The 14,341-nt window shown below is 41.2% G+C and carries 13 protein-coding genes and 2 pseudogenes; 4 read left to right on the forward strand and 11 right to left on the reverse strand.

Going from position 1 to position 14,341, the window contains the following annotated elements; genetic code table 11:
- Positions 1-291 precede the first annotated feature (291 nt).
- Positions 292-894, forward strand: a complete 603-nt coding sequence (locus ACZ43M_RS20190) for a 5' nucleotidase, NT5C type (protein WP_464504303.1) — start codon at positions 292-294, stop codon at positions 892-894.
- A 1,360-nt stretch (positions 895-2,254) separates the two neighbouring features.
- Here the strand turns inward: ACZ43M_RS20190 and ACZ43M_RS20195 are convergent.
- The 3 genes from ACZ43M_RS20195 to ACZ43M_RS20205 are packed head-to-tail and all read right to left on the reverse strand — an operon-like array spanning position 2,255 to position 4,295.
- Positions 2,255-2,668 (reverse strand): Fur family transcriptional regulator, encoded by a 414-nt coding sequence (locus ACZ43M_RS20195; RefSeq protein ID WP_464504304.1) that lies wholly within the window; start codon positions 2,666-2,668, stop codon positions 2,255-2,257.
- Positions 2,665-3,525 (reverse strand): metal ABC transporter permease, encoded by an 861-nt coding sequence (locus tag ACZ43M_RS20200; protein WP_464504305.1) that lies wholly within the window; start codon positions 3,523-3,525, stop codon positions 2,665-2,667. Before ACZ43M_RS20200 ends, ACZ43M_RS20195 begins: the two co-directional genes overlap by 4 nt.
- Entirely contained in the window at positions 3,522-4,295 is a 774-nt protein-coding gene (locus ACZ43M_RS20205; RefSeq protein ID WP_464504306.1) for a metal ABC transporter ATP-binding protein, read from the reverse strand. The genes ACZ43M_RS20200 and ACZ43M_RS20205 overlap by 4 nt, the downstream gene beginning before the upstream one ends.
- 155 nt (positions 4,296-4,450) lie before the next feature.
- Here ACZ43M_RS20205 and ACZ43M_RS20210 point away from each other — a divergent pair, with 155 nt between their 5' ends.
- Positions 4,451-4,708 (forward strand): DUF2624 domain-containing protein, encoded by a 258-nt coding sequence (locus ACZ43M_RS20210; RefSeq protein WP_464504307.1) that lies wholly within the window; start codon positions 4,451-4,453, stop codon positions 4,706-4,708.
- 263 nt (positions 4,709-4,971) lie between these two features.
- Here the strand turns inward: ACZ43M_RS20210 and ACZ43M_RS20215 are convergent.
- The 4 genes and pseudogenes from ACZ43M_RS20215 to ACZ43M_RS20230 all read right to left on the reverse strand — a co-directional run.
- Positions 4,972-5,427: pseudogene (locus ACZ43M_RS20215) on the reverse strand (transposase); the annotation flags it as partial.
- A 2-nt stretch (positions 5,428-5,429) separates the two neighbouring features.
- Positions 5,430-5,603: pseudogene (locus ACZ43M_RS20220) on the reverse strand (transposase); the annotation flags it as partial.
- Between the two features lie 289 nt (positions 5,604-5,892).
- A complete protein-coding gene (locus ACZ43M_RS20225; protein ID WP_464504308.1) occupies positions 5,893-6,786 on the reverse strand; it encodes a deoxyribonuclease IV in 894 nt (297 codons plus the stop codon).
- A 19-nt stretch (positions 6,787-6,805) separates the two neighbouring features.
- Positions 6,806-8,119: a DEAD/DEAH box helicase gene (locus ACZ43M_RS20230; RefSeq protein WP_464504309.1), complete on the reverse strand. Its 1,314-nt coding sequence runs from the start codon at positions 8,117-8,119 to the stop codon at positions 6,806-6,808.
- 387 nt (positions 8,120-8,506) lie between these two features.
- On the opposite strand from ACZ43M_RS20230, the gene vrrA reads away from it, so the two are divergent.
- Together vrrA and ACZ43M_RS20240 are read left to right on the forward strand one after the other, a co-directional pair.
- Positions 8,507-9,160: a VrrA/YqfQ family protein gene (gene vrrA / locus ACZ43M_RS20235; RefSeq protein WP_464504310.1), complete on the forward strand. Its 654-nt coding sequence runs from the start codon at positions 8,507-8,509 to the stop codon at positions 9,158-9,160.
- A 151-nt stretch (positions 9,161-9,311) separates the two neighbouring features.
- Positions 9,312-10,253: a 4-hydroxy-3-methylbut-2-enyl diphosphate reductase gene (locus ACZ43M_RS20240; RefSeq protein ID WP_464504311.1), complete on the forward strand. Its 942-nt coding sequence runs from the start codon at positions 9,312-9,314 to the stop codon at positions 10,251-10,253.
- A 24-nt stretch (positions 10,254-10,277) separates the two neighbouring features.
- Here the strand turns inward: ACZ43M_RS20240 and ACZ43M_RS20245 are convergent, their stop codons facing one another.
- The 4 genes from ACZ43M_RS20245 to ACZ43M_RS20260 all read right to left on the reverse strand — a co-directional run bounded on the left by ACZ43M_RS20245 (position 10,278) and on the right by ACZ43M_RS20260 (position 13,977).
- A complete protein-coding gene (locus tag ACZ43M_RS20245) occupies positions 10,278-11,393 on the reverse strand; it encodes a Nif3-like dinuclear metal center hexameric protein (RefSeq protein ID WP_464504312.1) in 1,116 nt (371 codons plus the stop codon).
- A complete protein-coding gene (locus tag ACZ43M_RS20250) occupies positions 11,380-12,099 on the reverse strand; it encodes a tRNA (adenine(22)-N(1))-methyltransferase (protein ID WP_464504313.1) in 720 nt (239 codons plus the stop codon). The genes ACZ43M_RS20245 and ACZ43M_RS20250 overlap by 14 nt, the downstream gene beginning before the upstream one ends.
- 101 nt (positions 12,100-12,200) lie before the next feature.
- Entirely contained in the window at positions 12,201-12,566 is a 366-nt protein-coding gene (gene cccA, locus ACZ43M_RS20255; RefSeq protein WP_464504314.1) for a cytochrome c550, read from the reverse strand.
- 271 nt (positions 12,567-12,837) lie between these two features.
- The gene (locus ACZ43M_RS20260) at positions 12,838-13,977 is read right to left on the reverse strand and encodes an acyl-CoA dehydrogenase family protein (RefSeq protein WP_464504315.1); all 1,140 of its coding nucleotides are present in this window, start codon (positions 13,975-13,977) and stop codon (positions 12,838-12,840) included.
- Positions 13,978-14,341: the final 364 nt, after the last annotated feature.

Raw genomic sequence — 14,341 nt, forward strand, 5'->3', positions numbered from 1 at the left:
GCTGTCTCTTCCCGAAAATCGGAAGGAGAGTTTGGAATTTTCTCTCCGATGATAGGACTGCGGAGAGCCTCCTGCACTTTCGTGTCTCGTTCATCTGCCATCAAAATCCCTCACTTTCAATGATAGGAGCATTTATTATTGTTAGCCTAGAACGTGTTTTTACTATGTCAATGTTTGTATAAACTAGGTAGTCATTTCATTTACATATAAAATTTTCATTAAAATAATATCTTTTTTGCCTGCGTTTCTTTGGTAAAATAATTAGAGATATGATTTGAAGGTGAACAAAAAATGAAAAGACGACTTGGAATCGATATTGATGGAACCGTAACCTGTCCAAAATCGATGTTGCCGTTTATTAATCGTGCATTTAATTTAAACCTTGCCTATGAGGATGTTACACAATACGATTTAAATCCATTTGTGAATGTTCCTGAGGATGAGTTCGCTAAATGGTTTACCAACTCAGAACCAATCATTTATGAACATTCACCACCAGCTGAAGGTGCTAAGGCAGTGTTAACTAAATGGGAAAATGAACATGAACTCGTTTTTATTAGTGCCAGGGGTGCCCATTTGCTTGACGTCACAAAAAATTGGTTTTTAAACCAGGGTCTTACTTATCATCAAATTGAACTGATTGGTTCACATGATAAAGTGGAGACTGCAAAAAAGTGTAAAATCGATATTTTCTTCGAGGATAAGCATGACAATGCTGTTATGCTCCATGAAGCATGCGGGATTCCTGTCATATTGTTTAATACACCCTATAACCAAGACCCTCTCCCTAACGGAGTCATTCGCGTCAAAAATTGGTATGAAGCTTATCATTGGGTGGAAAATTGGTTAAAACGCCAGGATGGTTTACGGGAAATAGCCGCGTCAAAACGATAATAAAAAAACAGCTTGAATTATTTTAAAGGGTTCACTTTAGAGGTGCATGACCTTGTTTTGGCATAGCAAATGCCCGAGAATTTCAAAACAAAATAACATAGAAAAGAGTGCTTTTTTGAAATGAGATGGCACTCTTTTTTAGGATGATTTAGCAAACTTTGGTGTATTGAAATAGTGAACTGGGCACGTCTTTTTCTAAGATTTCTTCATTTCGGTAGCCAAGACCCCTTATTGGCGACCGAACTCACTGGATTTTCACTATTTCGGTAGCTAAGACCCTCTATTGGCGACTGAACTCACTGGATTTTCACTATTTCGGTAGCTAAGACCCTCTATTGGCGACCGAACTCACTGGATTTTCACCATTTCGGTAGCTAAGACCCCTTATTGGCGACCGAGCTCACTGGATTTTCACTATTTCGGTAGCTAAGACCCTCTATTGGCGACCGAGCTCACTGGATTTTCACTATTTCGGTAGCTAAGACCCTCTATTGGCGACCGAACTCACTGGGTGTTTTCTATTTCGGTAGCTAAGACCCTCTATTGGCGACCGAATTCACTGGGTGTTTTCTATTTCGGTAGCTAAGACCCTCTATTGTCGACCGAATCCACTGGATTTTCACTATTTCGGTAGCTAAGACCCTCTATTGGCGACCGAGCTCACTGGATTTTCACTATTTCGGTAGCCAAGACCCCTTATTGGCGACCGAACTCACTGGATTTTCATCATTTCGGTAGCTAAGACCCTCTATTGGCGACCGAACTCACGGGATTTTCACTATTTCGGTAGCTAAGACCCTCTATTGCGACCGAACTCACTGTATTTTCACCATTTCGGTAGCTAAGACCCCTTATTGGCGACCGAGCTCACTGGATTTTCACTATTTCGGTAGCTAAGACCCTCTATTGGCGACCGAACTCAACTGGGTATTCACTATTTCGGTAGCCAAGACCCCTTATTGGCGACCGAACTCACTGGGTGTTTTCTATTTCGGTAGCTAAGACCCTCTATTGGCGACTGAACTCACTGGATTTTCACCATTTTGGTAGCCAAGACCCTCTATTGGCGACCGAACTCACTGGGTATTCACTATTTCTGTAGCCAAAGACTCCCCAACTGGCACCGGTTTTGGCATTAAAAATTGCATTTAATTTGACATTAATTTTTCGTTGTACAATAAGTATTGTCCCTTGCTATTTAACTTATTTATTACCCTGTTAATTCTTCTTGAAACACCCTCTAAACCCTTGGTACGACAACAAAAATGGCATACGTCAATTCGTATGCCATTTCGTGTGTCAATTTGTCTTCGTGCACCCTTTAAGTGAACCCTTTAGAATTATTTTCAAGCTGTTTTTTTCATTGGATACACTCAGGGCAGCGGCCATAAATTTCAAATTTATGCCCTGAAATATCATATCCTTTTAGGTTTTCACTTAAGCCGTCCATCGGGCATGTTTCAATTTCTTTCGACTTGCCACATGCTAAACAAATAAAATGATGGTGATGATGATGCTGCGAACAACTAAAACGGAAATGTTTTTCTCCGGATAATTCGGTCATTTCCAGGATTCCCATATTTACAAAAAGCGAGAGATTACGGTAAATGGTATCAAAGCTAAGACCTGGATAATCATCCTTTAATTGATCTAATACATCCTTTGCCGTTAAATATTTATCGCTTTGGGCAAACAATTGCAGCATATCTTCCCGTTTACCTGTCTGCTTAAATCCATTTTCCTTTAAATATTGCAGGGCATCATTTACGTTCACTGTTTTGCACCTCCCGAAAATCTGCTGTTAACCTTTATTTTTTTATAAAAGATGGCAACCACTAAAATGATCACAGATAACATGACAATTGTTCCGCCAGGTGCCAAGTCCAAATAATAGGCTGCGAATAACCCGCATATTACCGAAATTTCCCCGAATAGGATTGAAAAAAAGATCGTCTGCTTAAATCCATTAGCAATGCGAATACTTGCCGCAACAGGAAGAGTCATCAACGAAGAAACCAGCATAATCCCAACGATTCTCATCGATGCCGCAATCACGAGTGCCACCATTACAATAAAGATAAAATGAAGACTTTTTGCAGCGAGGCCCGAAGCTTTGGCAAATTCTTCATCAAAGGACAATAAAAATAATTCTTTATACAACAAAATAATAGTTAGTATCACCAAAACACTAATCGTCAAAATAACCCATAAATCCGTTCGACTAACAGCCGATACACTACCGAATAAATAACCGAATAAATCTGTATTAAAGCCGTTTGCTAGTGAAATAAAAATGACACTCAATCCAATTCCGCTCGACAGGATAATCGGGATTGCCAATTCTTGATAATGCTTGTAAACACCTCTAAGTTTCTCAATAAACAAGGAACCGCCGACGGAAAACACCATTCCCATGTACAGGGGATTTAACCCCACCATGGCTGCAAAGCTTTTTTCAATCAGCAGGCTGGCAGCAATCCCTGCCAAAGTCACATGACTCAAGGCATCCGCGATGAGAGAAAGTCTTCTTACTACAATAAAGACTCCTAGCAGTGGAGCAAGAATACCAATCAGGATACCTGTCAAAAAGGCGTTTTGCAAAAATTCATATTGAAAAATTCCTGAAATCACTTTAAGACTCCCCCGTGTTCGTGGTGGTGATGAAGCAGCTGAATATCATGACCATAGACCTTCGACATATCTTCTCTTTGAAGCTGCTCGAATTCTTGTACATTCCCATGAAAATGCAGCTGTTTATTTAAACAGGCCACATGTGACACACGGTCTGATATTGTGCCAATATCATGGGTAACTAGGAGCAAGGTAATACCGTTCCTCTTGTTTAAATCACTTAGCATTTGATAAAAGGCATTGACATTACCTGCATCTACCCCGACCGTTGGTTCATCAAGTATAAGCAGCTTTGGCTCACCAATTAGGGCCCTGGCAATAAAAACACGTTGCTGCTGCCCGCCGGACAACTCGCCAATGTTTCTGTCTTTGAAGGATTTCATGTCAACGGCATCAAGTGCTGCCAGAACTTTTTCCGCATGTTCTTTTTTAAAAAAGGTAAACAGGCCAAGCTTTTTCGTCAAACCACTCGCGACAACCTCAAAAACCGTAGCGGGAAAACCTGTATTAAAGGAATTGGCCTTTTGGGAAACATAGCCGATTTTCTGCCAGTCCTTAAATTTATTTATCTCTTGACCAAACAGGTGAATTTCTCCCTTTTGCACCTTAAGCAGGCCAAGAATCAACTTGAGCAATGTCGATTTCCCTGAACCATTGGGACCGACAATGGCCAAAAAGGCACCCTCTGGGACCGTTATACTGACATTCTCTAAAACAAGTTCGTTTTCATATCGATAAAATAATTGGTTTAGTTCGATAATGGAGTTCATCGTTTTTACCATCACCTTTAATTTTAAGAATCATTACGATTTAACTTCAAGTAGTATACAATAGCTATTTTTGATTGTAAAGTATAACTGCCTTCTTTACCGTAGTCACACTCCTTTTCGATTTTTCATAAATTATCATGGAGGAGTGATTCAGGGTGAAGATTTTTGAAAGCATCATTAATCATAAAATAAATACTATTACTGCTGAGGAATTGATGAAGTATGCTGATCAATTTAATATTGCAGTAAGCCGAGTCCAGGCCAAAAAAATTGCACAATACTTAAGAGGAAAAAACATCAATATCTTTGACGATGGCCAGCGTGCTCAATTAATCCGAGAAATCGCCAAAGCCGCAGGACCACAAACCGCCCGCGACGTAAATAAATTATTTATGGAATTAGCAAAAAAATAAAGCTGTGCACCCTGCACAGCTTTTCAGATTGTCGAGAAAGGGTATACTTGCTTCTCGGCAATTTTTTATTTTTATTGGAAATTGAAAAGCCGATTACATTAAAATTGTCCCTGCTATGGGTCTGTTGATTTCCGCTCCAGGTGCTTCGCTTTCCGCGGGCGGTTCGGGGAGCCTCCTCAGCGCGTTCCGCGCCTGCGGGGTCTCCCCTGTCCCGTACTCCCGCAGGAGTCTTCGCACCTTCCGCTCCAATCAACAGGAGATAATCAACCTAAAGAATTGCAACACACCTTTTCCAGTCTGAATAAGTGGGTCGCAATCTTTTTCATGTTCTGGCAAGCAGCAGTTAGAAGAGCCTGCTCACTTGCTTTTTTTATTCCCCTCAACCGGCAGTATTGAAGCCCATGCAGCTCTTTTGAGTCTGCGAAGCTTCGCTCAATTTTTCCCCTTCCTTTAAATTTATATAACTATTTACCTGATTTAGATAAGCGATTTACTCTTATCTTTTTCCTTATATTCCTCCCAAACATGTCGTGTCACTACTTTTACTTTATTTTTTGAACGTGTGCATTGGGGTAAAAATGGACAGCTTTCACATCTTCTCAAATCAGATTTGTATTATCTATAACCCTTACGGGTTGTTGTCTTGTAGGTAATTCTTGGTTATTAGGGCAAATATAAAGACCCCGTTCTTTGTCATATGTAAATTTCCATTTAGGGAATCGGACGGACGGCCGTTACCATTACTATAAAAGGGATGTACCTTTTCAAGAAGAAATGAGAAGTCTACATATTTATCAATTAAACGAAGAAGGTGATCATCCGGAACTAATTCATCAATAGATACAGATTCATATTCACTCTGGCTAGACTCTTTTGGCTTAAATTCACCACTTATTTTATATAAATTATTGGTTGAGCTGCTTGTCTTACTAATAACACCTGTTGATTTGCGCGGAAGGCACGAAGACTCCTGCGGGAGTACGGGGCAGTGGGAGACCCCACAGGCGCTAGCGCCGAGGAGGCTCCCGGGCACGCCCGCGGAAAGCGAAGTGCCTGGAGCGCAAATCAACAGACATATCGAATAGTCTATTTATTAATAATATTATATTAAATTAACGCGGTGAACTATTAAAGAAAATAAAAGAAATAAAAGCTGTGCAGAGCGCACAGCTTTTAATCTTTTGTTACTCTTGCATGATTTTTTTGAGCAGGTCTTCATCAAAGCTTTCACCGCGAAGCATAGCAATTTCATGCTTATAAGGAGCTTTTTTATTGTTTTTATCTTCCCCAACAAACGGGGTTTCTAAGATCTTAGGTACATCCTTTAGTTGTGGATGATGAACGATATAATTTAAAGCTTTAAAACCGATATGGCCGAAGCCGATATTTTCATGGCGGTCTTTTCTTGCACCGTTTGGATTTTTACTGTCATTAATATGAAGCACCTTTAGCCGATCAACACCAACAATTTTGTCGAATTCATTTAAAACTCCATCAAAATCCTCAACAATATTATAGCCGGCATCATGGGTATGGCACGTATCAAAGCAAACGGAAAGCTTATCGTTATGATGGACCCCATTGATAATCATTGCTAGTTCCTCAAATGATCTGCCACACTCTGATCCTTTTCCGGCCATGGTTTCCAATGCAATTTGAACATTTTCTTTTCCTGTTAAAACTTCGTTTAACCCTTCAATTATTTTCATAACTCCCGCCTCTGTTCCAGCACCGACATGTGCACCTGGGTGAAGGACAATTTGCCGGGCTCCGAGGGCTTCTGTCCGCTCAATTTCCGAGCGCAGGAACCGGACCCCAAGTTCAAAAGTATCGGGATTGGTTGTATTGCCAATATTGATGATATAGGGAGCATGCACGACGATTTCCGATATGCCATTTTCCTCCATATGTCTTCTTCCCGCATCAATATTCAAGTCTTCAATTTTCTTTCTTCTTGTATTCTGCGGTGCACCAGTATAAATCATAAAGGTATTGGCGCCATATGATACGGCTTCCTCGCTTGCAGCAAGCAGCATCCCTTTTCCGCTCATTGAAACGTGAGAACCTATTTTTAGCATTGCATTTCCTCTCCATCCCTTATTTCTTTTTATTTAATCTCCGCTGACGTTTTTTGATTTTGTCCATTTCCGCTTGCATTTTCTTTTTATATCCCGGTTTCACTTGTTTTGGTTTTTTTACGACTGATTTTGCCAATTTATCAGTCTCATCTTCCTGTTTCACTCGGTTTTTGCGGCGATTGCGATTTTCTAATTCAATAAACTCGCCGTTTTTCAAGTCCACATTCTTGAATTGTATCCCCATTTTTTCAAGGTGGTTTAGTGCATCCTCATCTGACAAAGTATAAATTGTCAGGGCCATTCCGGTATTTCCAGCCCGCGCCGTTCTACCGACCCGATGAATATAAAAATCCAAATCACTTGGCAGTTCATAGTTAATCACATGACTTACACCTTCAATATCAATACCTCTTGAAGCCAGATCGGTAGCAACAATATATTGATACTCTAAGTCCTGGATTTGCTTCATCATCTTTTTCCGTTCCCGAGGACTTAAGTCGCCATGGACGCGCCCCACTTTCAAGCCCTTCTGATTCAAAAACTGTGCTACTTCCTCTGCCATTTTCTTTGTGTTTGTAAATACAATCGCTAGATACGGGTTGTAGGCTAGTAATGCTTCATGGACAAGCTCTTTTTTATCACGGTGTCTTGATGGTAATAAATAATGAACTAAATTTTCCGCTGTTTTTCTTTTTGGTTCAATTTGAATGAGTTTTGGATTCTCCATATATTTCTTTAAGAATGGCTTTAACTTTTCCGGAATGGTTGCTGAAAAAACAAGCATTTGCAGTCCTTCAGGCATTCTTGCAGCAACGCGGTCTACATCCTCAATAAAGCCCATATCAAGCATCATATCCGCTTCATCCACAACAAGCGTCTTGGCAGTATGAATAAAAAGCGCCTGTTCATTAACAAGATCATGTATCCGCCCTGGCGTGCCGACAACGATATGAGGCTGCACCTTTAATTTTTCAATAGTCCGCTGTTTGTCTGTTCCACCGATATACATTTTTGTTATAATCCTTTGAGTTGAATCTCCGTGTTCGGTGACTTTCAGGATTTGCTGATAAATTTGCGAAGCCAACTCCCTTGTCGGAGCGGTAATAACGGCCTGGACCTGCTGACGCTCCGGCTCTATCTTTTCAATAATTGGAAGTGCAAAGGCAAGGGTTTTACCTGTTCCAGTCTGGGATTGCCCAATCGCACTCTCCCCTTTTATAACCACAGGAATCATCCGTTCCTGTATTTCCGTTGGTTCAAAAAATCCTTTATTTTTTAATGCCTCCAAAATAAACGGCTGGAAGTTAAATCGTTCAAATTTATTTTCTGTCATTCAAGTACTCCTTACCTATTTCTAAAAAGCCCATTTATCTTTGCGGCTTTTAAAATAATGTCCTATGTAATTATAGTATTGTTCATGTTAAATCGCCAGTTATTATCATCTTTTACCACTCTCATGCTTTTAAAACAAAAATTCATCCTTTCTCTATGCCATTTACCTAAACAAATTTGGGTTAATGGCATATTGTAAACCAAGGGGTTAAAAGTGAATCTGGCGTACTTTATTAGGTGAACAGCATTTCAAATAATCACGAGTGCTTCAGCCTAGTTACGCGTAAACGAAGAGAGGAGGCTGACATATATGCAGCCAAGACCAATGTTCCCTCTCCAAGGAGGAATGAGGCCGCCTGGACCTGGCATGTTTGGAGGAGGATCTCCAATGATGAGGCCCGGAGCTGGCATGTTTGGCGGCGGAAGACCGATGATGGGCGGGTCAGGACCCGGGTTGTTTAGCGGTGGCGGCAGGCCAATGATGGGTCAGATGGGCCAGGGAGGAAACCCATTTGGCAGCATGATGGGCGGGCAGCAAATGGGCAGAGGCGGCGGGTTGTTATCCAGGTTATTAGGCAGAGGAAATCAGATGGGCGGCATGGGAAGAATGATGGGTGGCCCTGGTGGTATGATGGGAGCCGCCGGAAGGGCTGCAGGAGGCGGCGGTGGTTTGCTTCAATCCTTGTCCAACCCGGGTGGAATAATGAACATGCTTAATAATACCCAACAGTTAATCAGAACGGCGCAAACTGTTGCACCGATGATTCAGCAGTACGGTCCATTAGTAAGAAGTATTCCAGGATTATGGAAATTATATCGAGGCCTAAAGAACTCAGATGACTCAGAAACAAAACAGGAATCAAGTTCAAAAAAAGCAGTCTCGCTGGAAGAATCTTCTGACATAGAAGGAACAACTAAAGGTAAATCTACTAGGAAATCTCCTCCACGGACTTCAACAAGGAGAACAAACCTGCCAAGAAACACAACCGGCCATGAACCAAAGCGGCAAAGGGGCACTTCCGTCCCAAAATTATATATTTAAATGAAAGAATGCTGCGGGCCCTCTCCAGCATTCTTTCATTTTTACATAAACATTTGTCCACAGGAAAAATGTATCTTTGTATTATTTCTATTAGTTTTATATAATAAACACATAGACTATTAAAATAGTGCCTTTTAGGAGGATACAATAAATGCAAATTATTAAAATTTCACCGCGCGGTTATTGCTATGGTGTAGTCGATGCTATGGTCATTGCCAGGAATGCGGCTTTGGATAAGAATTTGCCCCGTCCAATTTATATATTGGGGATGATCGTCCATAATAAACACGTCACCGACGCTTTCGAGGAGGAAGGAATTATTACCCTTGATGGTAAAAACCGAATGGATATTCTTGATAAAGTAGATAAAGGGACTGTCATTTTTACCGCTCACGGAATTTCTCCCGAGGTTAGAGAGCTGGCTAAAAAGAAAGGGCTTGTCGCCATTGATGCCACCTGTCCCGATGTAACAAGGACACATGACTTGATTCAAGAAAAAGCACAGCAGGGATATCAAACCATCTACATTGGCAAAAAAGGACATCCAGAACCGGAAGGCGCCCTTGGTGTCGCACCTGGTATGGTTCATTTAGTCGAAACACCGGACGATGTCGATGCCTTGGACCTCGATTATGATAAATTGATTGTCACTAACCAAACGACGATGAGTCAATGGGATGTGGCCGATACGATGAAAAAGGTTCAGGAAAAATTTCCGCATGTGGAAGTTTACAATGAAATTTGTCACGCAACCCAAATTCGCCAGGAAGCCGTCGCTGAGCAAGCAAATCAAGCGGATGTCACCATTGTTGTTGGTGATCCAAAAAGCAATAACTCCAATCGTTTGGCACAGGTTTCACAGGAAATTGCCGGAACAAAAGCTTATCGGATTGCTGATATCACTGAACTTGACATCGATTGGATTAAGGATGCCAAAACAGTGGCGGTGACTGCAGGGGCATCTACCCCAACACCAATTACGAAGGAAGTAATTAGCTTCCTTGAACAATTTGATCCAAATAACGAAGCAACGTGGGAACGCAGAAAAAATGTTCCATTAAGCAAAATCCTTCCAAAAGTTAAAAAAAGTTAAAAAACCGGTCTGCTGACCGGTTTTTTATATAAATTTAAACGGATTGGTATCTTCTTCTGAAGGGAAGATTTCCACTTCGTATCCTTCATTCTTGCACATTTGCTGCAGTGTTTTTGTCAAACCTTTTTTCATGACCTTTTCTACGTTATGGCCTGGGTCAATGATGTTTAAGCCCTGCATCATCGCGTCATGCGCAGTATGATAATAAATGTCTCCGGTTACATATACATCCGCACCTTTGAATTTGGCTTGAGAGAAATACTTATTACCATCACCGCCTAACACCGCGACTTTAGAAACCTTATCATTTAAATCCCCCACGACACGAACTCGTTCGACTTCGAGAGCGGATTTCACTTTCACCGCAAACTCACCTAATGTCATTTCTGGAACTTTTCCTATCCGTCCAAGTCCAAGTACCTCTCCCTTATTATCAAGTGGGTAAAGGTCATAGGCAACCTCTTCATATGGATGAACCTTGATCATGGCACTTACTGCCTTTTTAACTAGAGCCTCGGGAACGATGGTCTCAATTCGCACCTCTTCTACAGCTTCAAGCTGACCCGTTTTCCCGATATATGGGTGTGTATCAGCTCCAGGCATAAATCGGCCGGTGCCACTACCTGAGAAGGAACAGTGGCTGTAATTGCCGATGAAACCGGCCCCTGCGCGTCCCAATGCTTCCCTGACTATATCACCATGGCTTTCCGGCACAAACACAACCAGCTTTTTAAGCTTTGTATCAAACGTTGGCACCAATACTTCGGCAGCCTCCAAACCCAAGGCTTCAGCCAGCCAATCATTGACACCACCCTTGGCCACATCCAGGTTTGTATGAGCGGCATATACGGCAATATCATGTTTGATCAATTTTTCAATCATCCGCCCTGGGACTGTATCTGTCATAATATTTTTTAACGGGCGAAAAATCGGCGGATGGTGGGCAATAATTAACCCCACATTTTTCTCGGTAGCCTCATCAATCACGTTTTCCAGGACATCAAGGGCAATCATTACTCTTTCCACCTTTTTATTTAAGCGGCCGATTTGCAGGCCAATCTTATCCCCTTCCATCGCCAAGTTCTTGGGCGAAAATTTCTCGAACAGCCCAATAATTTCGTGCCCATTAGGAATTTTCATTTGATAGAGCCTCCTCTGCCAATTTTATTTTCATGATTTGCTCCTGCTTTTTTTCAATTGTTTCAGGAGTCTGTGCTGCTTTTCCAAGCTGCTCGATAATTCTCTGCCAATTGTTTATTTCTGTGCGCCACTTTTTCTTAAAAACAGCAGATTTATTTTTGATGAGGAAAGGTCCCAATAACAAATTCATTGATAATTTGTCGCCATACGGCTTGTATGGGTCACCCTTCTCTGCTACCAGCACCTCGTAAATTTTTCCATCCTCTTCAAGGATTTCCTCTGCAATAAGTTCCCAGCCATTATCGAGAAACCACTTTCGGATTGAAATTGCCCCCAGATTCGGCTGCAATACAAGACGCTTCACACAGCCAAGCTTTTCTTTGCCATTTTCTAAAATACTGGCTATTAATGCCCCGCCCATCCCGGCGATTGTAATGCAATCCACTTCTCCTGCCTCAATAACCTCAAGTCCATCCCCCATTCTGACAGAAATTTGTTCTGATAAACCTTCTGATAAAACATTTTTCTCTGCCGATTGAAACGGTCCTAATGCAACTTCACCTGCAATTGCATATGGGATTCCTAAATTTTTAACTAAAAAACATGGTAGGTAAGCATGGTCTGAGCCAATATCCGCTAACTTTGCGTCCTTCGGAACATATTTGGCGACCGTTTCCAAGCGCATCGATAATTTGTCTGTATTCAAGAATTCACACCACTCTTTAAAATATGTATGTCTTAATAATATAAAAGGTCCTTTGCAGATGCAAAAGGACCTCGAAGTATAACTTTTAACAGCAACGAAGATTACTTTAATTTTGAAATAAAATCAGCCATAGCATCAACTTGAGCTGGTTGTAACTGTGCCTGTGCAGGCATATTCCCTTTACCCTTGGTTATAACTTCTGCAACCTGGTCTTTGGAAAGTCCGGTACCTTTTAATGTTGGACCTACAACCCCTTGATACTGATCGCCATGACAGGCAATACAATTTTGTTTATAGATGTCCTCCGGCTTTGTTGCGGCCACTTCAGTTTTCTCATTCCCGCCGCCTTCACCATTTTCCTTGGCAAGTTCTTTCGCATCTCCAAGGCCTTTGAACGACAGAATAAACATCAGTGCAATTCCAAATACCATGATGAGAATGTAAGGAATAACTGGATTTCGTTTCATGATATAACCTCCCTTATGTACGTATAACAATTAAATAAATAATCGGCTACAAACAACTACTATTTTACTTTAAAATGTTCAGAAGGGAAAGACCTAAACTTATTTTATCACTATAATCTTAATAAATGTAAACTTGCCGACTGGCGAGTCCGTTAGGAAGAAGACAGAGGCTAGTTGAATTTATACATTCTTATTAGCGAAAAAAGAAAGTAAAACAAAAGAGGCTGCCCAAATTTTGTCCAGCCTCTTGTTAGCGTTCCCAATTTATTTATTAACAACCAATCAATCTTGAAATCACCATTCTTTGAACTTCTGAAGTTCCTTCACCGATTTCAAGCAGCTTGGCATCACGCATCATCCGTTCCACCTGATATTCCCTCATGTAGCCGTAACCCCCATGAATTTGCACAGCCTGACTAGTCACTTCCATACATATTTCTGAAGCATACAGCTTGCACATTGCTGCCTCCTTTGAGAACACTCTGCCCTTATCCTTCAGCCATGCGGCTTTATAGACCATATTCCTGGCCAGTTCAATTTTAAGTGCCATATCGGCTAATTTAAATTGAATAGCTTGGAAAGATGATATCGATTTACCAAACTGTTTCCGCTCTTTCGCATAGGCAAGCGCCTTTTCATATGCCCCCTGGGCAATTCCTACAGCCATTGCGCCAATTCCAATCCTTCCACCATCAAGGGTAACTAGAAATTGCTTAAAGCCCTCTCCTCGCTTACCCAGCAGGTTTTCCACGGGTACCCTTACATCTTCCAACACTAGCTCAGTAGTATTGGATGAGTTCAGCCCCATTTTTTCATAGTTATCAATTACCGAAAATCCGGAAATATCGGTCGGAACAATAATTGCACTTATTTCCTTTTTACCGTCCTGTTCGCTAGTAATCGCTGTTAGGGCCACATGCTTGGCAAAGCTTGCATTGGTGATAAAACATTTATTGCCATTGATGACATACTCACCGTTTACCTCCCTGGCAGCTGTCTGTGTACCGCCAGCATCCGAGCCGGCATTTGGTTCCGTTAATCCAAAAGCGCCCAATGACTCACCGGTACAAATGGGTGTAAGGTATTTTTGCTTCTGTTCTTCCGTTCCAAACAAATTAAGCGGGGCACCGCCCAACGAAATATGTGCAGAATATGTAATTCCAGTAGAGCCGCAAACTCTGCTTAACTCTTCTACAACAATTGCAAAACTGATCGTATCAGCCCCGCCTCCGCCATATTGTTCAGGAAATGGCAGCCCCATCATACCCATATCTGCTAATTTTTTAAAAATCTCCACAGGAAATCGTTTGGTCCGGTCACGTTCGACTGCTCCCGGAGCCACTTCCTCTTCGGCAAATTGGCGAACAGTTCGTTTAATCATTTCCTGTTCAGAGGTTAAATCAAAATTCATGTCCATCCCCCCGTGAACTATTTTTGTATACGCTTTCTTTATTATTATACGTGGGGCGATTGATATTTCTCAACATTAAATAACTTATAAATATTTTTTATTATCTGAAAATAACGATTATCAGATGTCCACTCTTCAGCTTTCCCTTTATCACCACCAATATAGTAGAAAGAAGGTAAATTCGCCTTTTCTTAGAAAAATAAAACAAGAGTGAGTCACCAATTATTTCTCCTAGGCGTATTTGCAAAATGAGAGACAATTCAGTAAAATATATAACAACAAGAGAAAATGCTTACATTTCCAATAACACTAGCGAGAAACAAAAAAAAAGTTTACTCCGGTGAGAAGTAAACTAGATTTTATC

Source organism: Neobacillus sp. B24 (assembly GCF_055381825.1).